At 70.1% G+C, this 21,312-nt stretch carries 26 protein-coding genes; 17 read left to right on the top strand and 9 right to left on the bottom strand.

The genetic code is table 11. The features are described 5' to 3' along the window. The first annotated feature begins 237 nt into the window (after nucleotides 1–237). On the top strand, nucleotides 238–585 hold the full coding sequence (locus tag DC434_RS12050; RefSeq protein WP_116635935.1) for a hypothetical protein: 348 nt from the start codon (nucleotides 238–240) through the stop codon (nucleotides 583–585). A gap of 77 nt (nucleotides 586–662) precedes the next feature. Here DC434_RS12050 and DC434_RS12045 read toward each other — a convergent pair whose 3' ends face one another. Beyond that, complete coding sequence (locus tag DC434_RS12045) at nucleotides 663–1,067, bottom strand: hypothetical protein (RefSeq protein ID WP_116635549.1); 405 nt, start codon at nucleotides 1,065–1,067, stop codon at nucleotides 663–665. 194 nt (nucleotides 1,068–1,261) lie between these two features. Between DC434_RS12045 and DC434_RS12040 the strand changes: the two genes are divergently transcribed. Then, nucleotides 1,262–1,447 (top strand): CsbD family protein, encoded by a 186-nt coding sequence (locus tag DC434_RS12040; RefSeq protein WP_116635548.1) that lies wholly within the window; start codon nucleotides 1,262–1,264, stop codon nucleotides 1,445–1,447. 32 nt (nucleotides 1,448–1,479) lie between these two features. Here the strand turns inward: DC434_RS12040 and DC434_RS20135 are convergent, their stop codons facing one another. Further along, nucleotides 1,480–1,644 (bottom strand): hypothetical protein, encoded by a 165-nt coding sequence (locus tag DC434_RS20135; RefSeq protein WP_162836769.1) that lies wholly within the window; start codon nucleotides 1,642–1,644, stop codon nucleotides 1,480–1,482. Between the two features lie 125 nt (nucleotides 1,645–1,769). Between DC434_RS20135 and DC434_RS12035 the strand changes: the two genes are divergently transcribed. The 4 genes from DC434_RS12035 to DC434_RS12020 all read left to right on the top strand — a co-directional run bounded on the left by DC434_RS12035 (nucleotide 1,770) and on the right by DC434_RS12020 (nucleotide 5,464). Then, nucleotides 1,770–2,036, top strand: coding sequence for a Rho termination factor N-terminal domain-containing protein (locus DC434_RS12035; protein ID WP_116635547.1), 267 nt, complete (start codon nucleotides 1,770–1,772; stop codon nucleotides 2,034–2,036). A 6-nt stretch (nucleotides 2,037–2,042) separates the two neighbouring features. Beyond that, nucleotides 2,043–3,143, top strand: a complete 1,101-nt coding sequence (locus tag DC434_RS12030; protein ID WP_116635546.1) for a YbdK family carboxylate-amine ligase — start codon at nucleotides 2,043–2,045, stop codon at nucleotides 3,141–3,143. A gap of 62 nt (nucleotides 3,144–3,205) precedes the next feature. After that, the gene (locus DC434_RS12025) at nucleotides 3,206–4,591 is read left to right on the top strand and encodes an MFS transporter (RefSeq protein ID WP_116635545.1); all 1,386 of its coding nucleotides are present in this window, start codon (nucleotides 3,206–3,208) and stop codon (nucleotides 4,589–4,591) included. 177 nt (nucleotides 4,592–4,768) lie between these two features. After that, nucleotides 4,769–5,464 carry a DUF899 family protein gene (locus DC434_RS12020; protein WP_116635934.1) on the top strand — a complete coding sequence of 232 codons (696 nt, stop codon included), beginning with the start codon at nucleotides 4,769–4,771 and terminating at the stop codon, nucleotides 5,462–5,464. Between the two features lie 112 nt (nucleotides 5,465–5,576). Here the strand turns inward: DC434_RS12020 and DC434_RS12015 are convergent, their stop codons facing one another. Next, nucleotides 5,577–6,143, bottom strand: a complete 567-nt coding sequence (locus DC434_RS12015; protein ID WP_116635544.1) for an NADPH-dependent FMN reductase — start codon at nucleotides 6,141–6,143, stop codon at nucleotides 5,577–5,579. Between the two features lie 95 nt (nucleotides 6,144–6,238). On the opposite strand from DC434_RS12015, the gene DC434_RS12010 reads away from it, so the two are divergent. The 5 genes from DC434_RS12010 (at nucleotide 6,239) to DC434_RS11990 (ending at nucleotide 9,230) form a co-directional block, all read left to right on the top strand. Beyond that, on the top strand, nucleotides 6,239–7,096 hold the full coding sequence (locus tag DC434_RS12010; protein ID WP_207769965.1) for an endo alpha-1,4 polygalactosaminidase: 858 nt from the start codon (nucleotides 6,239–6,241) through the stop codon (nucleotides 7,094–7,096). Nucleotides 7,097–7,182: 86 nt separating this feature from the next. Beyond that, entirely contained in the window at nucleotides 7,183–7,440 is a 258-nt protein-coding gene (locus DC434_RS12005; protein ID WP_116635543.1) for a hypothetical protein, read from the top strand. A 43-nt stretch (nucleotides 7,441–7,483) separates the two neighbouring features. Then, nucleotides 7,484–8,161: a hypothetical protein gene (locus tag DC434_RS12000; RefSeq protein ID WP_133192800.1), complete on the top strand. Its 678-nt coding sequence runs from the start codon at nucleotides 7,484–7,486 to the stop codon at nucleotides 8,159–8,161. Beyond that, nucleotides 8,158–8,745, top strand: coding sequence for a hypothetical protein (locus tag DC434_RS11995; RefSeq protein WP_116635541.1), 588 nt, complete (start codon nucleotides 8,158–8,160; stop codon nucleotides 8,743–8,745). Before DC434_RS12000 ends, DC434_RS11995 begins: the two co-directional genes overlap by 4 nt. Further along, nucleotides 8,742–9,230 (top strand): hypothetical protein, encoded by a 489-nt coding sequence (locus tag DC434_RS11990; protein WP_116635540.1) that lies wholly within the window; start codon nucleotides 8,742–8,744, stop codon nucleotides 9,228–9,230. The genes DC434_RS11995 and DC434_RS11990 overlap by 4 nt, the downstream gene beginning before the upstream one ends. Here the strand turns inward: DC434_RS11990 and DC434_RS11985 are convergent. Beyond that, a complete protein-coding gene (locus DC434_RS11985) occupies nucleotides 9,117–10,382 on the bottom strand; it encodes a hypothetical protein (protein ID WP_116635539.1) in 1,266 nt (421 codons plus the stop codon). The genes DC434_RS11990 and DC434_RS11985 overlap by 114 nt on opposite strands. Nucleotides 10,383–10,515: 133 nt before the next feature. Here DC434_RS11985 and DC434_RS11980 point away from each other — a divergent pair, with 133 nt between their 5' ends. Then, a complete protein-coding gene (locus DC434_RS11980; protein ID WP_116635538.1) occupies nucleotides 10,516–11,565 on the top strand; it encodes an iron-containing redox enzyme family protein in 1,050 nt (349 codons plus the stop codon). Further along, complete coding sequence (locus DC434_RS11975) at nucleotides 11,562–11,768, top strand: CDGSH iron-sulfur domain-containing protein (RefSeq protein ID WP_116635537.1); 207 nt, start codon at nucleotides 11,562–11,564, stop codon at nucleotides 11,766–11,768. Before DC434_RS11980 ends, DC434_RS11975 begins: the two co-directional genes overlap by 4 nt. A gap of 77 nt (nucleotides 11,769–11,845) precedes the next feature. On the opposite strand, the gene DC434_RS11970 is transcribed toward DC434_RS11975, so the two are convergent. Further along, a complete protein-coding gene (locus DC434_RS11970; RefSeq protein ID WP_116635536.1) occupies nucleotides 11,846–13,375 on the bottom strand; it encodes a DUF222 domain-containing protein in 1,530 nt (509 codons plus the stop codon). A 224-nt stretch (nucleotides 13,376–13,599) separates the two neighbouring features. On the opposite strand from DC434_RS11970, the gene DC434_RS11965 reads away from it, so the two are divergent. Continuing rightward, nucleotides 13,600–14,451, top strand: a complete 852-nt coding sequence (locus tag DC434_RS11965) for an MBL fold metallo-hydrolase (protein WP_116635535.1) — start codon at nucleotides 13,600–13,602, stop codon at nucleotides 14,449–14,451. Then, the gene (locus DC434_RS11960; RefSeq protein WP_116635534.1) at nucleotides 14,448–15,374 is read left to right on the top strand and encodes a shikimate dehydrogenase; all 927 of its coding nucleotides are present in this window, start codon (nucleotides 14,448–14,450) and stop codon (nucleotides 15,372–15,374) included. Before DC434_RS11965 ends, DC434_RS11960 begins: the two co-directional genes overlap by 4 nt. Nucleotides 15,375–15,432: 58 nt before the next feature. Here the strand turns inward: DC434_RS11960 and DC434_RS11955 are convergent, their stop codons facing one another. Genes DC434_RS11955 through DC434_RS11945 form a run of 3 tightly spaced genes read right to left on the bottom strand, consistent with a single transcriptional unit; the run spans nucleotide 15,433 to nucleotide 17,806 of the window. Beyond that, nucleotides 15,433–15,963: a hypothetical protein gene (locus DC434_RS11955; protein ID WP_116635533.1), complete on the bottom strand. Its 531-nt coding sequence runs from the start codon at nucleotides 15,961–15,963 to the stop codon at nucleotides 15,433–15,435. Beyond that, nucleotides 15,960–16,940: a transketolase C-terminal domain-containing protein gene (locus DC434_RS11950; protein ID WP_116635532.1), complete on the bottom strand. Its 981-nt coding sequence runs from the start codon at nucleotides 16,938–16,940 to the stop codon at nucleotides 15,960–15,962. The genes DC434_RS11955 and DC434_RS11950 overlap by 4 nt, the downstream gene beginning before the upstream one ends. Further along, nucleotides 16,937–17,806 carry a transketolase gene (locus DC434_RS11945; protein WP_207769964.1) on the bottom strand — a complete coding sequence of 290 codons (870 nt, stop codon included), beginning with the start codon at nucleotides 17,804–17,806 and terminating at the stop codon, nucleotides 16,937–16,939. Before DC434_RS11945 ends, DC434_RS11950 begins: the two co-directional genes overlap by 4 nt. 74 nt (nucleotides 17,807–17,880) lie before the next feature. Here DC434_RS11945 and DC434_RS11940 point away from each other — a divergent pair, with 74 nt between their 5' ends. Beyond that, nucleotides 17,881–18,588, top strand: a complete 708-nt coding sequence (locus DC434_RS11940; protein ID WP_116635530.1) for an SDR family oxidoreductase — start codon at nucleotides 17,881–17,883, stop codon at nucleotides 18,586–18,588. Here the strand turns inward: DC434_RS11940 and DC434_RS11935 are convergent. After that, a complete protein-coding gene (locus DC434_RS11935) occupies nucleotides 18,573–19,676 on the bottom strand; it encodes an alcohol dehydrogenase catalytic domain-containing protein (protein WP_116635529.1) in 1,104 nt (367 codons plus the stop codon). The genes DC434_RS11940 and DC434_RS11935 overlap by 16 nt on opposite strands. A 117-nt stretch (nucleotides 19,677–19,793) precedes the next feature. Here DC434_RS11935 and glpK point away from each other — a divergent pair, with 117 nt between their 5' ends. Then, on the top strand, nucleotides 19,794–21,293 hold the full coding sequence (gene glpK, locus DC434_RS11930; RefSeq protein ID WP_116635528.1) for a glycerol kinase GlpK: 1,500 nt from the start codon (nucleotides 19,794–19,796) through the stop codon (nucleotides 21,291–21,293). Nucleotides 21,294–21,312 lie beyond the last annotated feature (19 nt).

The raw sequence follows: 21,312 nt of genomic DNA, 5'->3' as shown, positions 1-21,312 counted from the left end.
GATGGATGCCGGGTATGACGCAGCACCGGGGACGGGGATTCCGCCTCCGGCTGGTCCTCAGCCTCTGTCCGCGGCGCGGGGGGCGCCTGCGGCTCCGTTCTGCGCCGGAACGGCGCTCATCGAAAACAGCACCCGGCGAGCTTACACCTGTTTGTTTCACTCCGTGTCGGTGCGCCTATCGCCCCGCGGGATGCCGACCTACGCTTTCGGAAACGCCCGATCATGAAGGAGACCACCGTGTCCACGCCGCTGAACCGCCTTTCGCCCCTCCCGGTGCGTGAGCGTGCGGCGTGCATGTGCCAGCACGGCGACCGGTGCTCCTCGTTCGCTCCCGGCCACGCCCTGCACCTGATCCAGGCGCGCATCGCCTCGGCGACGCCGGCCGAATGGGTCGACGGCATCGTGGAGTCGGCGGATGCCAGGACCGGCGACCTCGTCGTGCGCGGGCTCGACGGCGCGGCGCACGCACTGTGGAACGGCTCGGGCGCCTCGCTCGAAGCGGGCCCCGGCACGCCGGTGGCCCTGCACGCGCGCTACGGCGTGCTCGCGATCGGGCGCACGCAGTACAACGTCGCCGCGGCCTGAGCCCGCCGGGCCACAAGCCGTTCTGGGCCCCGCTGGGTCCCTGAGCCTGTCGCTGGGTCCCTGAGCCTGTCGAAGGGTCAGGCGCTCGCCATCATCATGTCCTTCATGGCCATGCACGCGTCCATGCATGCCTGGCATGCCTGAGCGCACATCCTGCAGACCTCGCTGTGGTCGGCGTGCTTCATGCACTCGTCCATGCAGAGCTGACACATCGCGATGCAGGCGTTGAGCATCGACATCATGGTGGCGGGGGTCATCCCCTGCATCCGCATCATCGAGCGCATCATCGTATTGCACATGTCGGCGCAGTTCATGCATGCCGGCGCGCAGTCCATCAGCTGAGTGGAGCACACCGTACAGGCCTGCTCGCAGGCCGAGCACGCGTCCATGCAGGCCTGCAGGACGGACATGTCCATCATGGCCATGTCATCGGTCATCGACTCCATGTTCTTCGACATGGCGCCCATCATCATCGAGTCCATCGCACACCGCTTCCTTCTTCGAGAGGTCCGCGGGCAGGACACCCGCCTGGCGCCAGGCTAGTCCTTCGACGGAGCCACGTCGACGGGTTCGGCGTCGTTGACACGGCACCTGCGGATTGTCAATCCCTTGGCCGTCTTCGCCGCGGTTTGCGAGGGTGTGAAGGCAAACGATCCGCCTAGGAGAGGAGCAGCACATGAGTGCCGCAGATGACATCAAGAACGCCGCCGAGAAGGCCGCCGGCAAGGCGAAGGAAGGCCTCGGCAAGGTCACGGACAACGAGCGCCTCGAAGCCGAGGGCAAGGCCGACCAGGTCAAGGCCTCAGCCAAGCAGGCCGGCGAGAACGTGAAGGACGCCGCCAAGACGGCTTTCGACAAGTGAGGCCCGCCGACGGGCGGGCCTCACTTGTGGGGTCAGGCCCGTCGGCTCCCGCTGATCGCACGGATCAACCAGGCGATCACGGCGATGGCCAGCAGGACCAGTCCGACCCAGAGCAGGAACTGAAGCGACTGCACGAGTCCGCCGGTGATCGCGAGGATCACAGCGACGACGATGACGATGATCAACAGAATGTTCATCAGATTTCCTTTCGCCGGGGCACAGTGCGCCCGTCTACAGCGACCAAACGTAGCCACGTACGACTTTCCCCGTCAGGGGGTTGACTCAGGTACCTCCCAGGTGCCATCGCAAGGAGCTGAGGATCATGCCGGGCAGACGGAACAACTCTCTGAAGGATCCGGAACTCTACGAGGAGCTCCGCGATGACGGAGCATCCAAGGAGAAGGCCGCACGCATCTCGAACGCCGCGGCCAGAGACGGACGCAAGGCGGTCGGCCGCCGCGGCGGCGAGAGCGGCGACTACGAGGACTGGACCGTCCCCGAGTTGAAGAAGCGCGCCAAGGAGCTGGGCCTGACCGGCTACAGCGGGAAGCGGAAGTCCGAGCTCATCTCCGCCCTCCGGAATCACTGACCCGCGATGGCGCGATTCGGCATCGAGGAGGAGTTCCTCCTTCTCGACGAAGACGCCCTCGTGCCCCTGGCGATGGCCGCGGGCACGCGGGAGCGCTTCACGCGGCTCCGCACCGGCGGCAGTGTCACGGCCGAGTACCTGACCTCGCAGCTCGAGACCGCCACCGAGCCGGTCGATGACCGTGCCGAGGCCGAGAGGCAGCTCCGACACCTGCGCGGCCTGGTCGGATGGCATGCGCAGGAGCAGCGGGCGATCGCCGCCGCCACCGGACATCCGTTCGCCACGACGCGGACGTCGATCGTCTCCCCCTCCCCGCACTACGACGATGTCGCCTTCCGTCTCGGGCATCTCAGCCGCGACCACGAGGTGAACGGTCTGCACGTCCACGTCGAGATCGCCGACGACGAGGAGCGGGTCCGCGCGCTCAATCGGATCCGCGGCTGGCTCCCCGTGCTGCTGGCCCTCACCGGCAACAGCCCCTTCGCCAACGGCCTCGACACGGCGTTCGCCAGCTGGCGGAGCGTGCTGATCCACCGTCTCCCCTCGTCCTGGTGCCCGCCCCGGTTCCACGACCTCGAGGACTACCGGGGCCGCATCCGGCAGCTCCTCGACCTGGATGCGATCGGCGAGACGGCGTCGCTGTCCTGGGCCGTGCGCCTGTCGGAGCGCTTCCCGACGGTCGAGGTCCGGGTGTTCGACGCGCAGCTGGAGCCCGAGGACTCCGTCCTCGCCGCCGTGCTCTGCCGTGCCCTGCTGCTCTCCGACGACCGCTCCCTGCGGGGCGACCGACTCGACGCGGTCGATGCGTCGCTGTGGACGGCCGCGCGCTCCGGCATGGAGGCACGCATCATCGATCCCACGACGGGCGAGGCCGCCGATGCCTGGGCCGTCGTGGATCGGATGCGGGCCGCGAGCACGCCCGCGCTCCAGGAGTTCGGCGACGAGGGCTTCGTCACCGAACGACTCGAGCACATCCGCAGCGACGGCACCGGCGCGACGCGGCAGCGACGTGCGGTCGCACGCAAGGGCGTGCACGGACTGGCCGCGCTCCTCCGGGCGGGGACCCCGGCCCCGATCACCGGGCAGGACCAGGCACCGACCCCGTGACCCGGGCGGTGCCGTGCCCCGCGTCGCGCCCTGGGGCGGGCAGCCGGGAGTAGTCTCGGCCTGTGGCATCCTTCGCCCCTGTTCAGCGTCTCGTGATCTCGATCGCGGTGCTCGCCTCCTTCGTCACCTTCCTCGACGGCACGGTCGTCAACGTCGCGCTGCCGGCGATCAGCCGCGAGATCGGCGGTGGCATCACGACTCAGCAGTGGGTGGTCGACGCCTACCTGATCACGCTGAGCGCGCTCATCCTCCTGGCCGGCTCCGTGTCGGACGCCTACGGCCGCGTGCTGGTGATGCGCATCGGGCTGATCGCCTTCGGAGTGGCCTCGATCGCGGTGGCCGCGGCGTTCGATCCGCTGACGCTGATCATCGCCCGCGCGGCGCAGGGCGCGGCGGGAGCGCTCCTCGTTCCGAGCTCGCTCGCGCTGATCACGGCCACGATGCGCGCCGAGGTGCAGGCCAGCGCGATCGGGGTGTGGACGGCGTTCACGACCGGCGCCATGCTCGTCGGTCCGCTGCTCGGCGGCCTCTTCGTCGACTTCCTCTCCTGGCGCTTCGTCTTCCTCATCAACGTCGTCCCGATCGCCATCACGCTTCTCCTGCTCGCCCGCCTGCACCTGCCGGAGCATGAGCGCACGGTGCGGGTCGACTGGTGGAGCGGCGCGCTGTGCGCCCTCGGCCTCGGCGCGGTGGTGTTCGCGCTCATCGAGCAGCCGAACCTCGGCTGGCAGTCCCCCGCGATCTGGCTCCCCGCCCTGATCGGTGCCGGGCTGTTCGTCCTGTTCCTGCTGCGTCAGCGCACCTCCTCCACGCCACTGATGCCGCTCTGGCTCTTCCGCGTGCGCGACTTCGGCTGGGGGAACCTGGCGACGCTCTTCGTCTACGCCGCCCTCTCGCTCAACGGATTCGTCGTCGGCGTGTACCTGCAGCAGGGCGCGGGGCTCAGCGCCACGGCCGCCGGTCTCGCCAGCCTCCCCATGACGATCCTGATGATCCTGCTCAGCTCGCGCGCGGGAGCGTGGGCCGGGCGCTGGGGCCCGCGCATCTTCATGACGGTCGGCCCGATCGTGATGGCCGGAGGCGCCCTGCTGCTGCTCACGGTCGGCGCGGACTTCGACTACTGGTGGCAGGTGCTCCCGGCGATGATCGTGATGGGGCTCGGGCTGTCCCTCACGGTCGCTCCGCTGACCGCGGCGATCCTCGGCGCGATCGACGAGAAGCACTCCGGCATCGCCTCGGCGGTGAACAACGCGGTGTCGCGCGTCGCGGGCCTGCTCGTGGTGGCGATGCTGTCGACGATCGTCGGCGGGGCGCTCGACCTCGGCGGCTTCCACAACGCCGCCTGGGTCACCGCGTCACTGCTGGTGCTCGGCGGCGTCGTGTCGTGGATCGGCATCCGTCGGAACCCGGTCGAGCAACGCACCGCCGAACAGAGCACCGGCGAGTAAGGCCCTGCCGGGAAAAGCCCTGCCGAGCCACCCCCTTCGGGGCGAACCGGGCCTCTGCGAACGCACATTCCAGGCCGGATCGTCCACAACGGGGTGGGTCGGCGCTGAACTCCGTTGACGCTGTCGGTGGCCGCGCGCACACTGGATGCATCGTCTCATCAGCATCCGGAGGTCACCGTGAGCACTGCCCAGACGCCCCTTCCGCCCGTCGTCGACGCCGAGACCTGGCAGCGCGAGCTCGATGCGCTGCGGGTGCGCGAGAAGGCCGCCACCCGTGAGCTCGACGCCATCGCGGCGCAGCGACGACGCCTGCCGATGGTGCGGATGCCGGACTACACGCTCATGGGCGCCGACGGCCCGGTGCGGCTCGCCGACGTCTTCGGCGAGCAGTCGCAGCTCATCGTCTACAACCACATGTGGTCCGACGGCAACGAGTGGCAGTGCCCTGGCTGCACCGGGTTCACCTCGCAGTTCACGCGCCTGGACTTCCTCGACCGCTATTACGACGCGCGCTTCGTGATCGTCACGAACGGCCCGATCGACGAGGCCGTCGCCTATCGCGACCGGGTGGGGAACCGCATGGAGTGGTACTCGAGCGCCGACAGCACGTTCGGCTCCGACGTCGATGCGCCGCCGGACGGCGGGTTCGCGGTGAACGTGTTCCTGCGCGACGGCGACACCGTCTACCGCACCTGGCACACGAGCGGGCGAGGCACCGAGCGCTTCAGTCACCTGCAGGCGCTCGTCGACGTGCTCCCGTACGGTCGGCAGGAGGAGTGGGAGGACTCGCCGGAAGGCTGGCCGCAGCACGGGACCTACGACCAGGGCATGGGGTCGAAAGAGGTCGCGCAGCTGTACGGCGCCGGAAGCTGAGGCCCGGTCCCGATCAGCTGACCCCGTCCCGTTCTGCTGACTCCTCGTCGAGATGGGCCAGCAGAACGGGACAGCGACCGCTGATCGGGACAGCGACCGCGAGCTGACCGCGTCAGGTGACGGGGCTGAGCGTCTTCGCGATGTGCGTGTGCACGGCCTTCAGCCAGGAGACGAGGAACTCGACGGTCGAGTCATCGGTGACCTCGCCGTCCTCCGTGAACAGTCCGTCGCGCATGTGGATGTACGCCTCGGGCTGCGCGAGCTCGGGCGAGGCGAGGAACGACAGGATCGAGCGCAGCTGCTGCTGGGCGACGGCCGTGCCGATCGGTCCGATCGAGCCGCCGATGACGGCGGACGGCTTGCCGGCGAAGCTGTTCTGCCCCCACGGACGGCTCGCGGTGTCGAGCGCGTTCTTCAGCACACCGGGGACCGACCGGTTGTACTCCGGAGTCACGAGGATGATCGCGTCGGACGCCTCGATGCCCTTCTTGAACTCGGCCGCCTCGGCCGGGATCGCGGCATCGTGATCCGCGGAGTAGAACGGGAGGTCGGCGATCGGGATCTCGGTGAGAGTCAGATCGGCCTGCGGCGCGAGCTTCACCAGGGCGCGCGAGAGCCGGCGGTTGATCGAGGTCGAGGAGATGCTGCCGACGAGGAAGCCGACGTTGTAGATGGTCATACCGAAGAGGTCCTTTCCAAGGTCCATGCAATTGCATATAACGCCAACGACGCCTCCCCTCGGAGAATTCCCGATCGGCGCGGTAGGTTTCTGGAGTGCTCCGTCGCCCCTCCTCCGCCCGGACGCCGCGGGCCGCGCTGGCCGCACTGGCGGTCGGCATCCTGCTCGGACTCACGGGCTGCACCGCCGCGACCGGCGCCCCCGCGGCATCCGCTCCGCCCACCGACTGGTCGCTCCCTCCCGCGGGAGCCATGGTCGACTATCAGCTCGGCGGCGCCTACGCGCCCGCCGCAGAGGTCGCCGTCGTCGGGCGCGACCGCGCAGCCGATCCCGCTCCCGGCATCTACTCGGTCTGCTACGTGAACGGCTTCCAGACCCAGCCCGGCGAGCTCGACGCCTGGGATGCCGATCTGCTGCTGCACCGCGACGGCGACGTCGTGTTCGACCCGGACTGGCCGGATGAGGCGCTGCTCGACACGGCGACCCTGGAGAATCGTGAGCGCATCGCCGCACAGGTCGTCCCCTGGATCGACCTCTGCGCGGATGCCGGATTCGACGCGGTCGAGTTCGACAATCTCGACACCTACACGCGCTCGGACGAGGCGCTCTCCCTCGAGGACAACCTGGCGCTCGCCGCTGTTCTCGTCGACGCCGCGCACCGCGCCGGTCTCGCCGCCGGGCAGAAGAACTCCGCCGAGGATGCCGCCGCGCTGCACGAGCAGGCGGGATTCGACTTCGCCGTCGCGGAGGAATGCGCGGCCTACGAGGAATGCCACGCGTACACCGCGGTCTACGGGGATGCCGTGATCGACGTCGAGTACTCCGATGAGCTGCCGCGGACGTTCGCCGAGATGTGCGCCGACGAGGATTCCCCCGCGTCGATGGTGCTGCGCGACCGCGACCTGCTCACCCCTGCGGACGAGGGCCACGTGTTCGAGACCTGCCCGGACTGACACCCAGACGATCGCGTGCCTGTCAACGGGAGAGCCGGATCGCGACGGAACCGCGATCCTGGTGGTCCGACCAGAGAGGATCCCTCATGAGCGACCCCCGGAGCTACCCCGAGGACCACGGCCCCTTCGATGCCGCCGCAGCCGCGCCGGACGGCGAGAAGGTCTTCACGGCCGACGACCCGGCCACCCATGACGACCCCGCCGCTCCCGATGCCGTGCAGTACGGCGGTGCCCATCGAGACGGCTCCGGCGCCGACGATCCCGCGGCGGATGATGCCGGGCCCGAGCTGCTGGACACCCGGACGAACACGGATCCCGACATGAGCGTCGTCGACGAGGACTGACACCGGACGGCAGTCGGGGCGAAGCCCTCGCTAGGCTGACGTCGTGACGAGGACGCAGGGGGTGGCGACCGGTGCGCGGGTTGCCGCTGCCGGCGCGGCGCGCACGGTCGTGAGCCGCTCCGCGCTGCCGTTCTGGATCGCCGCCGCCGCGATCGTCGCCCTGCTCGCCGGGGTCATCGGCTTCGGCGGCCTCGCCCCGGCATCCCGGACGCCGGCTCAGGTCTCCGCCGGCGACGGCGCGCGCACCTCGCTGTACACCGTCTCCGTGCTCGACGCGGAGCTCACCGACGCCGTCGAGAGCCAGTTCCTGGAGGCGGAATCCGGCGAGACGCTGCTCGTGGTGACGGTGCGGCTGGAGAACCTCTCCGACCGGGCGGTCGGCGTCGAGCGCTCGGCCGACCGGGTCGATTCGCGGATGATCGTCGGGCGCGAGCCGATGCTCGAGATCTCCGGCGTCGCCGTGACCGGCACGGCGCGCTCGTGGCGCGCGGACGGCTCGCCCCGCGCCGTCATCCTGCAGCCGGGCGTCCCCGCCGAGGTGACGATCGCGTGGCCGGTCGCCGACGACGACGCCACCGTGCGCGCCCTCGCCGACGGAACGGCCCGGCTCGACGTCCACGACGCGACGGAGCAGGCCGGTCAGGTCATCCTCGCAGCCTCCACGATCAACTGGCGGCGGGCCGCGCTCAGCGCGCAGATCGAGTTGGCGGCTGCTCCGTGAAGCGCGTCGCGAAGGGCCGGGCGTCGGGTCGTGCTCTCCCCTGGGTCATCGGTGCCGTCCTCGTCCTCGTGGCCGGCGTCGTGACAGCCGCCACTCCGCCCGAGCAGGCGCTGCTCGATCCGTTCGTCGTGCGCGGTGCCGCCGACGGCGGCCCGGCAACGTCTCGCACGCTCGCCGCCGTCGTGGTCGACGTCACCCGCACCGAGCAGGTGACGATGACGGATGAGGAATGGGAGGCCGAGGGGAACTGGCTCGTCGTCGAGCTCGCCGTCTCCGCTCCGACGACCGAGGTCGATGCCGCGATCGGCGTGGCCAGTCTGCTGATCGACGGGCGGGTGTTCCAGGCGAGCGAACGGCCGCCGGCGACCCTCGTCGCCACGGATCTGCGCGTAGGGACGGACACGGTGGGGATGCTGGCGTTCGAGCTGCCCGACGAGCTGCGCTCGGGCGTCGGCGAGCTGCGGCTCAGCGGGCGCTATCCGACGCCGGAGCTCGATGACGTGATCGCCTTCCGGGTCGACCTCGACCAGGCGTCGACGGCGCCGAGCGTCGAGATCGAAGCCCCGCGTCTGGGGACGCCATGACGTCGTGGTGGCGCAGGCAGCGGGTCGCCCTCACGGCACTGATCGTGGCGGCCGCCGCTGTCGTCGCCGTGCACGTCTGGCTCGACGTGCTGCCCGCCTCGACCGGCGACCCGTCGACGGTCGAGGCAGAAGACGGCTCCGCCGAGATCGCCGGACAGACGCTCTCCGTCGAGTCCGCCCGCTGGGGCGAATTCGAGGCTCCGGAGGGATCCCGCACCCTCAGCATCCGGATCGATTCCCGTGGCGGTTCGCAGGCGACGACCTGCGGGCTGTTCACCCTCGCCGAGGCAGAGGGAGACCGCGTCTGGAGCAACGCGCGCTCCGTGCTGGACGTGCCGTTCGACGCCGGAGAGTCGTACTGCCAGGAGGCGTCAGGGCCCTACGCCCTGCTCGCCGTCTTCCTGCTTCCCGACGACGCCGACGGCCCGTTCGTGCTCGAGGTCCCCGGCGACGGCGAGATCGCCCGGTTCCCCGTCGAGCTCTGAGTCCCGCGTCCCCATCTCGGCCTCAGGACGTCCGATGACCGCATCGAAGGCGGTGGCCACGATCGCGACGCGGAGCGGCTCGGCGATCACTCCGACGGCCACGAGCAGGAGCGGGAGGAAGGCCGCCCAGAACGACGTCTCCTGTCCGCCGAAGATGCCGAGCACGGCCCGGGAGCCGACCTGCGTCGCCCAGGCCCACACCGCGTAGGCGACCGCCAGGCATCCGAAGACGACCGGTCCACCCCGCCAGATCAGGGCGACCGCGGCCCACAGCTCCTCGAAGCGGCGGGTGACGATCGTGACGAGGCGCGACACCGTCCCGTTCGACGCGCCCGCGAAGCGACGCAGCACGGGCGGCGTCTCATCGAACGCGGTGCCGTAGGTGACACCGGCGATGGTCAGCCAGGCAGCGGGAACGAAGACGGCCGCGACCAGGAAGCCGACGAGCCAGACCGCACCCTCCCACAGCGCGGCGACGGGGACCAGGTTCGCGGCGAACCAGTCGCCGACTCCGTCGAGCCAGACGGCCGCAGCCCGCTCGGCCAGCCACTCCTTCGTGTTCGCCCACCACTGCCCCACGAGCGTGAACAGCATGAAGGTCCAGAGCACCTCGGCGTACGCCGCGACGACGAGCGTCCACGACGGCAGCCGGGCGCCGAATCGGGCGAGGACGACACGGACGACGAGCGCGATCACGAGCACCGCGACCGGCAGCACTCCGATGGCGACGAGCCCACCGCGGTCACCGAGCTGGTCGAGGTCGTATCCGGCATCGCGCAGAGCGATGCTGCTGGCGATCCGGAAGAACTCGATGAGGTCGGCGTCGAGCAGACCCCAGGCCGCCGAGAACGCGAAGAACGGCAGGATCGCCGTGAGGATGGCCTGGGCGAAACGTCGCGGTCCCGACTCCCCCTCGGGAGCGGCATGCGGCAGCGAGGGCTGCACCGCGAGGTACATCGCGACGTAGGAGATGAGTCGCGCCGCGACCGCGAGCGGGAGCAGGAGCAGACCGCCGAGCGTGGTCAGGCCGCCGACGAATCCGGCCAGCTGCACGAGCAGCTGGTGCACCGCCTCGCCGCCGAGATACCAGGCCACGAGCGCCGGCCAATGCCGCGCGAGGATGCGCCCGAAGGTGCGGAGGGCCTGGAGCATGCCCCCACCGTATCGGGTCGGCATCGCCCGCGTTCCGTCGCGCATGCCTGACCGATGGCCGCGCGTCAAGTCCCTTGGACGCACATCGCTTTCGCGTCAGGCTCGGAACGTTCGAACCCCCAGGAGCCTGATCATGACCCTTTCCACCCTCTCCTCCGACACCGCTCTCGCCTTCGCGGACCGCGGGCCGCTCAGCCACGCGATCCTGTCGCGACTCACCGGCGGCGAGGACTCGGGCGGCTTCGACACCTCCGTACTCGCGGCGGATGCCGTCGCCGCGACCGCCGATATCGTGCACGACGACGACATCCAGCTCGCCCTCTTCCTCCTCTACTCCTCCGCGTACGGCTCTCTTCCCGAGCTCGATGCCGACCTGGAGTGGGATCCGGCACTCCTCACGACCCGTCGCATCCTGGAGGACGCGTTCGAGCGCGCACTGCGTGAGACGGTCCCGATGCCGGAGATCCCGGAGCCGACGGTGGATGCCGTCGGGCGGGCGCTGTTCGCCCTCGCCGCGGCCGACACGGGCCCCAGCCTGTCGCGCTACTTCGCGAGGAAGGCGACCACGCAGCAGGCCGAGGAGATGCTCCGGCAGCGCTCGATCTACACGCTGCGCGAAGCAGACCCGCACTCCTGGGCGATCCCGCGGCTCGAGGGCCGAGCCAAGGCCGCGCTCGTCGAGATTCAGTCCGACGAGTACGGCGGCGGGCGCCCCCATCGCGTGCACGCGGTGCTCTTCGCGAACGCGATGCGGGCGGCGGGTCTCGATGCCGCCTACGGCGCCTACGTCGACGAGGTCCCGGCGCTCACCCTCGCGTCGTTCAACATGATGTCGATGTTCGGGCTCAACCGCCGCCTGGTCGGCGCGGTCGTCGGTCACCTCGCCGCGTTCGAGATGACCTCGTCGATCCCCTGCCGGCTCTACGCCGACGGTCTGCGCCGACTCGGCTTCGATCAGGACGTCGTGGAGTACTTCGACGAGCACATCGAAGCGGATGCCGTGCACGAGCAGATCGCCGCGCGAGACCTGGCCGGCGGTCTGGCCGAGGATCGGCCGGAGCTGCTCGCCGACATCATGTTCGGCGCCGCCGCATGCCTCACGGTCGACGGCTGGTCGGGCGCGCACATGCTCGACGCGTGGTCGGCCGGCGAGTCCTCTCTGCGGAGAGCGGCGACGTCATGAGCGCTGACGTGGAACCGACGACGATCACCCCGTACCCCGACGGCCCGCTGCTGGTTCGGGGCGAGATCGAGCTGCGCACGCCGGAGGGCGAGCTCATCCGCCCGCATCGCCGCACCATGGCGCTGTGCCGGTGCGGGCTGTCGGTCATCAAGCCGTTCTGCGACGGCACGCACAAGGCCGCGGGATTCCGGACCGACGACTGATCTTCTCGACGCCGGGCCGGCTCCGTCAGACGGCCCCGTCAGGCGGTTCCGGCAGGCGGTTCCGTCAGACGGCTCCGTCAGGCGGTGGCGAGGTGTCGCGGGGCGCGCGGACGCGGTGCGCGCCAGCGCCCGAGAGGGTCCCACCAGGCGGGTCCACGGATCTCGGGTACTCCGTCGTTCATCCGGATCTCCCACCCGGACCAGTCCAACGATCGGTGATGCCACCAGCACAACGGGACACCGTTGTCGGTATGTGTCGGACCGCCGCGGGCATGCTCCGTGACATGGTGGATCTCGCACCACGACGCGGGCACGTGGCAGCCGGGGATGAGGCACTCCCTGTCACGGGCGATGATCGCTCGCCGTTGATGCACGGTGAAAACCCGATCGGTCACGCTGATCCCCACGATCCTGCCCTCGTCGAACAGCACCCGCTGAATCGCGCCGGTGCAGGCGGTGTGCGCGGCCACATGCAGCGGGATCGGGGACTCCGACCCGCCCATCGTCGCCCACCCGCGCCCTGCGGCCAGGTCTTTCGCGTCGACGTGGACGACCAGGGTCGGGGATGCTCCACCCAGGGTGGGCATGTCGGCGTGGCGCGCGGCGATGCCCAGCGCGGCGGCGAGGGCATCGTGCCGCTTCTGCGCGGAACTGCGCCGATCGAACGGCTCGTCGCCGTCAGGCGCATCCGCATCTGCGCCCACGCCCTCGCCGGCGTCGCCGGCGCTTTCGCTGTCGCCGCCGCATTCGCCGCCACTGTCGCTACCGCTTGCGCTTTCGCTGTCGTCGAACCGCACTCCGGGCTTCGGGGGTCCGTCGGTCTTCGGGTTGCACTGCGCGTCGAACACCGCCTGCATCTGGGCTGCGACATCCGGGAGGATGTTCCCGCGGATCGCGTGAAGCCCGTTGCGAAGGCGCCCGATCGTGAAGAACCGCTGGTTCTGCGCACTCCGATCCGAAGGCTCCGGCCCGTCGGGGTCCATCGCCGCGGCGATCATCTGCGCGTACTGTCGCAGGTCCTCCGGTGTCGCCGGCGGACCTGGCTCGTCAGTGCCCTCGGCCGTCTCGGCTTCGGCGCCCGCATCCACGTCAACGGGGTCAACCGGGTCATCGAACATCGTGCGGTACCCGCGGGCGCAGGCCGCCAACAGGGCATCCGCCTCGAGGACCGTCTCCCGCCCGACCTTGTGCGCCGCCTTGTCGATCGGCCCCACCGCCGCCAGGAGACCTGCGACACCGATCACCCCGTCGAGCATCGCCTCTCGCAACGCCGGAAACCTCGCCTGCAGCCGCTCCCCGGAGCTGACGCTGATCTGCCGCCGCACGGCATCCGCGGTCTTCCCGACCCGCGTCGCGCCCGCCACATCCGTCCGCAGCACCCGCTGCAGCAGCTCGTTCTGCCCACGGCATCCGAACGTGTGCGAGAAGTCCGCGTGTGCGGACGCGGTCGTCTCCACCACCACGGCCTCGACCCGCCGGAATGCGTCTCCCGCGACGCGCAGCACGTCCATCCGCTTTTCATCGGGCAACCCCGCCAGCACGTCCGCGGACAGCACCGCATCGAGGTCGGCGATGACCCGATCCAGGAGTTCCGCGGTGTTGTCCATGCCCCCAGTCAACCCGGGGCCACCGACATTCGGACCACGAGAATCACCAGATCAAAGGCCAAATCTGATATTCCGGCATACGTTGCACCGGCGAGAGCGCCTCGCCCCGACCCCGCCTGCGACGGCGCGCAACAGGCCGCGGAACCCATGCTCGCCACCCACTCGATCTTGCAGGATATTTCTGGTCTAGCTATCGTTAGAGAAATTCTTTCGAAGGAGCTGCGATGACGCCCGCCCGATTCCCACTGGACCCCCGATTCCCTGCACCCGCCGGCCAGGAGGATGCCGTCGTCCTCTGGTGGCTCGGCCAGGCGGGGTTCGCGATCCGCTCCGGCGACGAGCTCCTGTTCATCGATCCGTATCTGAGCGACGTGCTCGCCGACAAGTACCGCGGCCGGATCTTCCCGCACAGTCGGATGCACCCGAGCCCCGTGAACCCCTCAGACGTCACCGGGCTCTCCCTGGTACTGTGCACGCACGGGCACACGGACCACATGGATCTCGGGTCCATCCCCTACCTGCAGAGCGCGAGCGACCCGCTCTTCGTCGTCCCCCGCTCCGAAGCGGTGAAGGGCGTCGCGCGCGGCATCCCGGCACAGCGGCTGCTGGGTCTCGACGCCGGTGAGTCGTTCCGCAGCCGCGGCGGCATCACGGTGACCGCCGTCCCCGCCGCGCACGAGGAGCTCACGGCCGACGACCACGCGCAGAACCTGTTCCTCGGCTACGTCATCGAGGTCGGCTCCGCGCGGATCTACCACTCCGGCGACTGCGCCCCGTACCCCGGCCAGGCCGACATCGTCCGCGCCCTGAACGTCGATGTCGCCCTCCTGCCCGTGAACGGCCGCGATCCGCATCGCCGCGACCACGGCGTTCCGGGGAACTTCACGCTGGAGGAGGCGGTGGCGCTCTGCCGCGACGCCGGCATCCCCTCCCTGGTCTGCCACCACTGGGGTCTGTTCGAGTTCAACTCCGCCGACCCCGTCGACCTCGCCCAGCGGCTGTCCGACGTGGATGACATCGCCTGGCGCATCCCCGAGCTCGGCGTGCCGTTCATCACGGTGGGAGCGTCCGCATGACCTCCACCTTCTGGTTCTTCGGGGTCTCCACAGCCGAGTCCGCGATGCAGCGGATCTATCCGCTGTGGATGGACGAGCTCGGCATCCGATCCACGCTCGTCGGCGTCGACTTCCCCCTCGATGCTCCGGCCGCCGAGTATCGGGCCGCCGTCGAGCGCGTGATCGCGGAGCCCGGTTCGATCGGGGGACTCATCACGACGCACAAGCTCAACGTGCTCGCGGCGGCCCGCGATCTGTTCGCGGACCTCGACGACTCGGCCCGCCTGCTGCACGAGGTGAGCTGCCTGGCGATACGCGACGGCGAGCTTCATGGCGCGGCCCTCGACGACCGCACGAGCCGACGCGCCCTCGAGGCCCTGATCCCCGACGGCCACTGGGATCGCGGCGGCGAGCTCCTGCTCCTCGGCGCGGGAGGCGCGTCGATCGCGACGACGCTGGGCCTGCACCGGGCGGCCGCCGAAGGCCTGCCGGTCCCGTCGCGCATCCACGTCACCGCGCGCTCCCCGCAGCGGCTCGAGGAGATGCGCGCGCTGCACGAGCAGATCGGCTTCCCTATCCCCGTCGTCCCGCATGTCACGGCCGACCCCGGCGAGGCGGATGCCGTCGTCGCCGCCCTGCCCCCGGCATCCGTCCTCGTCAATGCGACGGGCATGGGCAAGGATCGACCGGGCTCTCCGCTCACCGACGACGTCGACTACCCGCTCGGTTCGATCATCTGGGACATGAACTACCGCGGACCACGGCTGTTCCTCACCCAGGCCGAAGCCCGACGGACGGAGCGCGAACTCATCGTCGAGGACGGCTGGGACTATTTCGTCCACTCCTGGACCTCGGTCGTCGCGGAGGTGCACGGGATCGACATCCCCGCCCGCGGCGAGCTCTTCGATCGCCTCTCGCAGATCGCCCGCTCCACGATGGCATGAGAGGAGGGGCGGCGGGATCCCGCCGCCCCTCCTCCGGGCCTCGTGCGCTCCCGTGCGCCTACACGCCGCCGTCGTAGCGCGAGGTGCTGTCGTAGTAGCCGCTCGGGAAGTACAGGCTCGGGATGCCGAACTCCCCGTACATGTCGATGATCTTGCGGTTGTCGTCGATGCCGAGGATCGGCTCGATGCCCCACGCGAGCATCCGCCCGATCTCGATCCGCTTGTAGTCAACGGCGACGGTGGCGTCGTCGTCCTCCTGCGGCGGCCGGCACACGAGCAGGTCGAAGCGGAGCCCCTGCGCGGCGAGCCACTCCCGGGTCACGATCGCGACCTCGTCGACCCGGGCGGTGAGGATGATGATCGTCACATCGTCGCGCATGCACGACAGCAGGGCGCGCCCCGCCTCGATCACGGCATCCGCGTGGACATCGCGATAGAACGACTCCCAGTCGGGCGTCTCGCGGTGCAGGAAGTGCTGCCGGTGCATCGCGTCCGCGAGCACACCATCGAGATCGAAGACGACCGCCGGGCCGGGGCGCACCTCGGTGGCGGCATGCCAGTGCGCGTGCGGGAGGGTCGCGGCGGTCATGCGAGAGCCTCCCGCGCGACGGCGGCGATGCCGGGCGCGTCCAGCCGGTAGTGGGCGTAGAGATGCGTGGGCGGCGCGATGAGACTGTACTCGTCGTGGATGCCGTGGCGCACGAGCCGGGCACGTGAGGGCGTCTCCGCCATGACCTCGGCGACCGCGGCACCCAGGCCCCCGAGGACGTTGTGCTCCTCCACGGTGAGCACGACCCCGCTGCGCCCGGCAGCGGCGCGGACGAGCTCGTCGTCGAGCGGCTTGATCGTCGGCATGTCGATGACCCCCACCGAGAGCCCCTCGGCCCGGAGTTCCTCGGCCGCGGCGAGCGCCGGGTGCACCTGCGTGCCGCACGCGATGATCGTGAGGTCGGTCCCGCTCGCGTGCTCGATGCCCTTCCCGAACTCGAAGACCACGTCATCGCCGTACACCTGCGGATCGCGGCCGCGGCTGGTGCGGAAGTAGATCGGCTCCGGCCAGTCCGCCGACGCCCTGATCGCCGCGCGGAGCTGCGGTCCGTCGGCGGGCGAGACGATCGTGAGCCCGGCGATGGCGCGCAGCGCCGAGATGTCCTCGGTGGCGTGATGGCTGGTTCCGTAGAAGCCGAGCGCGATGCCGGTGTGATGCCCGATGAGGCGCACGGGGAGCTGGGTGTAGGCGACGTCCATGCGGATCTGCTCGCAGCACAGCAGCGCGAGGAACGACGCGAAGGTCGCCACGAACGGCACGGCGCCGGTCGTGGCGAGCCCCGCCGCGGCCGAGACCATGTTCTGCTCGGAGATCCCGAACTGGACGAAGCGATCCGGATGCCGCTGCGCGAACTTCACCAGCCCGTTCGAGTACTGCAGGTCGGCGGTGCCGGCGACGACGGGCACTCCCGCCTCGACGAGGTCGAGCAGACCGTCGGAGAGGTGGTCGAGGCCCGGGTTCTGCGCGTTGATGCTCCGGTACTGCCAGGAGCCCTGGGTCAGCTGCGGCGCGCTCATGCGCGGCCTCCTTCGAGGATCTCGGCGACGGCTCTCTCGGCGTCGGCGGGCATGAGGTATCCGAGGTGCCATCCGGGCTCCTCCTCCATGTACGACACTCCCTTTCCCTTCTTCGTCTGCGCGATGACGCAGCTCGGCGCCTCCCCGTCGGGGCGCTCCGCCAGCGCGAGCAGCAGATCGCGCACGGCGGCCGCGTCGTGGCCGTCGACCTCGTGGACGTTCCACCCGAACGCCCGCCACTTGTCGGCGAGGGGTTCGATGCCGATCACGTCATCGACGCTGCCGTCGAGCTGGAAGCCGTTGCGGTCGACGATGGCGACGAGCTTTCCGAGCCGGTGGTGGGCGGCGCCGAGCGCGGCCTCCCAGACCTGGCCCTCCTGCATCTCGCCGTCGCCGAGCATGACGAAGACGCTGAAGTCGCGCCCTGCCATCCGGCCGCCGAGCGCCATGCCGAGCCCGTTCGACAGCGCGTGGCCGATCGACCCCGAGCTGAAGTCGATTCCGGGGACCTTGGTCATGTCCGGGTGGTCGCCCAGCGGGCTGCCGAGGCGCGTGTAGCCGTCGAGGAGCTCGGTCGGGAAGTACCCGAGGTCGGCCAGGATCGGGAAGAGACCGACGGCGGCATGCCCCTTGCCCATCAGGAATCGGTCGCGGTCGGGCCAGTCGGGGCGAGCGGCATCCGTGCGCATCACGCCGTAGTAGAGCGCGGCGAAGATCTCGGCGGCCGAGAAGACCGAGCTGTAGTGTCCGACCTTCGCGATCTCGATGAGGCGGATCGTCTCGGTCCGCACGAAGGCAGCTCGATCGGCCAGCAGAGCGGGGTCGGCGGTAGGTCGGTCGGGTGTGAGCGTCGTCGATGAGGGCACGGGAGACATGCTCATTGAAATTTCCCCCGGTGTCAAGCTACGGTCGAATAAATTTCGATACGTCAGGAGAGACCATGTCCCGCACGCCCCTCACCGAACCGCTCGCCGTGATCACGGGAGGAGGGACCGGCATCGGCCGGGCGGTCGCCGACCTGCTGGTGGAGCGCGGCTGGCGCATCGTGGCGCTGGGCCTCGACGCCGACGCAGACCTCCCCGACGGCATCACGTTCCGCCGCTGCGACGTCAGCGACGGCGCGGCGCTCGAGGAGTCGCTCGCCGACGTCGGGCCGGTCAGCGCCCTGGTGACCTGCGCGGCCGTGCTGCGCGACGACGAGTGGCAGCCCGACCAGTTCGACGCGGTGCTCGGAGTGAACGTCACGGGTGTGCTCGCGGTCGGCGAGCTGCTCCGCTCACGCCTCGCGGATGCCGGCGGATCGATCGTGAACTTCGCCTCGATGTGGAGCTACTTCGGCTCGGCGAACTCCCCCGCCTACGCGGCGTCGAAGGGTGCCGTCGTCGCGCTCACCCGCTCGCAGGCCGTGGCCTACGCTCCGGAGGGCATCCGCGTGAACGCCGTGGCTCCGGGCTGGATCGCGACGCCGATGTCGCGTCGCGCACGCGACGACGCCGAGCGCTTCGAGCGCATCAGCGCGCGCATCCCGCTCGCGCGCTGGGGCGAGGCCGACGATGTGGCACGCGCGATCGGCTTCCTCGTCTCCCGCGACGCCGCCTACATCACCGGCACGATCCTCAACGTCGACGGCGGCTACTCGATCGGCTGAAACACCACCAGCGTGCGGGCGCCGACCCCGGCCTCGAGGTCGGCGATCCCGTCGTTGATCTGCTCGAGCGGGATGCGGCGCCCGGCGAGGGCGTCGAGCTCGAGCCGTCCGGCGAGGTACTCCTCGACGAGCCGCGGCAGATCCTTCTGCGGCTCGAGAGATCCCGCGCGCACGCCCTGCACGCCCTTGCCGGCGTGCAGATGCCCGGCGGGGAAGGCGATCTCGGCCTCGTCGCCGAATACGCCGACCGCCCAGACCGACCCACCGCGGGCCGTCGCGTCGAGGGCGAGCCCGATCAGGCCCGGAACGCCGACCGCCTCGAACACGTGATCGGCACCGCCGTCCGTCAGTGCGCGCACAGTGGCCGCGGCATCCGCCACCACGGAGGTGTTGATCCCGTGGGTCGCGCCGAACCGCTCCTGGGCGAGACGCAGGCGCTCCTCGCTGCGGTCGATCGCGATCACGGTCGCCGCCCCGGCGAGCGCCGCGCCCTGGCAGACGTTCAGCCCGACACCGCCGGCGCCGATCACGACCACGTGGTCGCCCTCGGAGACTCCGGCGACCTTCCGCGCCGAGCCGACCCCCGTCGCGACGGCGCACCCGAGCATCGCCGCGAGGTCGAGCGGCATCCGGCGGTCGATGACCGTCACCGCGTTCCGGTGCAGGACCATCTCCTCCGCGAATCCGGCGATGTTGGTCCACTGCTGCACCTCGGCCCCGTGCTGCGACAGCCGCGGCTCCGCACCGCGACCGCGCATCGTCGCCTCCCGGTCCTGGCACATGGCCGGCTTCCCCGCACGGCACATGCGGCACGCGCCGCAGAACACGACGAAGCACGCGATGACGTGATCTCCGACAGCCACGTCCGCCACGGCGGACCCCACCTCGCTGACGATGCCGGAGGCCTCGTGGCCGAGCACGATCGGCATGGGTCGGGCGACGCGACCGTCGATGACGTGGAGGTCGGAGTGGCAGAGCCCGACGGCGGCCGTCGCGACGCGCACCTCGTGCGGCTCGAGGACGGCAGGCGTCTCGACATCCTCGATCCGCAGCGGCTCATGGGGGCTGAACAGGACGGCGGCGCGCATGGATGCTCCATTCGGTAAATATTTCTCTGATTCACTTGCTTTCAGAATAAACTTCGGTCACTCTAGTCACGGGCATGATGCCCGGTCAACACACGACGAAGTGGAACCGGTTCGAGGATGAACAAGACACACGTGATGGCGCTCGACGCCGGCACCGGCAGCGTTCGCGCGATTCTCTTCAGAGATGACGGGTCCATCGAGCACATCGCGCAGGAGGAGTTCGAGCAGCACTACCCCGCCCCCGGCTGGGCGGAGCACGACGCCGAGGTGATCTGGGAGTCGCAGCTCCGGGTCGCACACCGGGTGCTGTCCGACTCGGGAGTGCCGGCCGACGCCATCGCGGCGATCGGCATCACCAATCAGCGCGAGACCTGCGTCATCTGGGACCGCGTGACGGGAGAGCCCGTCCACAACGCCCTCGTGTGGCAGGACGGCCGCACCGCCGAGTTCTGCGACGTGCTGCGCGCGGACGGTCACGCCGAGTACATCCGCGAATCGACCGGGCTGCCGATCGACACCTACTTCTCCGGCACGAAGATCCGCTGGCTCCTCGAGAACGTCCCCGGCGTGCGCGAACGGGCCGAGGCCGGCGACCTGCTGTGCGGGACCATCGACTCCTGGCTCATCTGGAAGCTGACCGACGGCGCCGCGCACGTGACCGACTACTCCAACGCCTCCCGGACGATGTGCTTCAACATCCGCGAGCTCACGTGGGACCAGAAGATCCTCGACATCCTCGACATCCCGCGCGGCATCCTGCCCGAGGTGAGGCCCTCGAGCGAGGTGTACGGCACGACCGGCGCGACGGCGGGCTTCGGAACGGCCATCCCGGTCGCCTCGGCCACAGGCGATCAGCAGGGCGCCCTCTTCGGACAGGCGTGCTTCGCGCCCGGGGCCGTGAAGGCCACGTACGGCACGGGCGGCTCGGTGATGATGAACACCGGCACGACGCCGGTCCACTCCGAGGCGGGTCTGATCACGACGATCGCGTGGGGACTCGACGGCCGCGTCGAGTACGCGCTGGAGGGCGTGTTCTTCGGCGTCGGGGTGACCATCAAATGGCTCCGCGACGAACTCCGCATCATCGACGACGTCGAGGAGACCGCGGCGATCGCGGCATCCGTCCCCGACACCGGCGGGGTCTATCTCGTGCCCGCCTTCACGGGTCTCGCCTCACCCTATTGGGATCAGTACGCGCGCGCCGCCGTGTTCGGCATCACCCCCGGCACGGGTCGCGCGCAGCTGGTGCGCGCGGCACTGGAGTCGATGAGCTACTCCTATCGCGACGTCATCGACGCCATGACCGCGGAGTCGGGCACGCCGCTCCCCGAGCTGCGGGTCGACGGCGGCGCAGTGGCCAACGACTTCCACCTGCAGTTCCAGGCCGATCAGCTCGGCGTGCCGGTGCACCGTCCGCGTGTGACCGAGTCGACCGCGCGCGGCGCCGCGTTCCTCGCGGGGCTCGCGGTGGGATTCTGGGCCTCGCAGGACGAGCTGCGCGCCTCGATCGAGATCGAGCGCACGTTCGAGCCGCAGATGGATGCCGAGACGCGCGAGCGCCTCTACGCGGGCTGGAGGAAGGCCGTGTCGCGGTCGCTCGACTGGACCGACCACTGAGCGCATGATCGCCCCTGTG

The sequence above is a fragment of the Microbacterium sp. TPD7012 genome (genome assembly GCF_003075395.1).
GTDB lineage: Bacteria > Actinomycetota > Actinomycetes > Actinomycetales > Microbacteriaceae > Microbacterium.
This window is presented reverse-complemented; position numbering and strand designations above follow the sequence as displayed.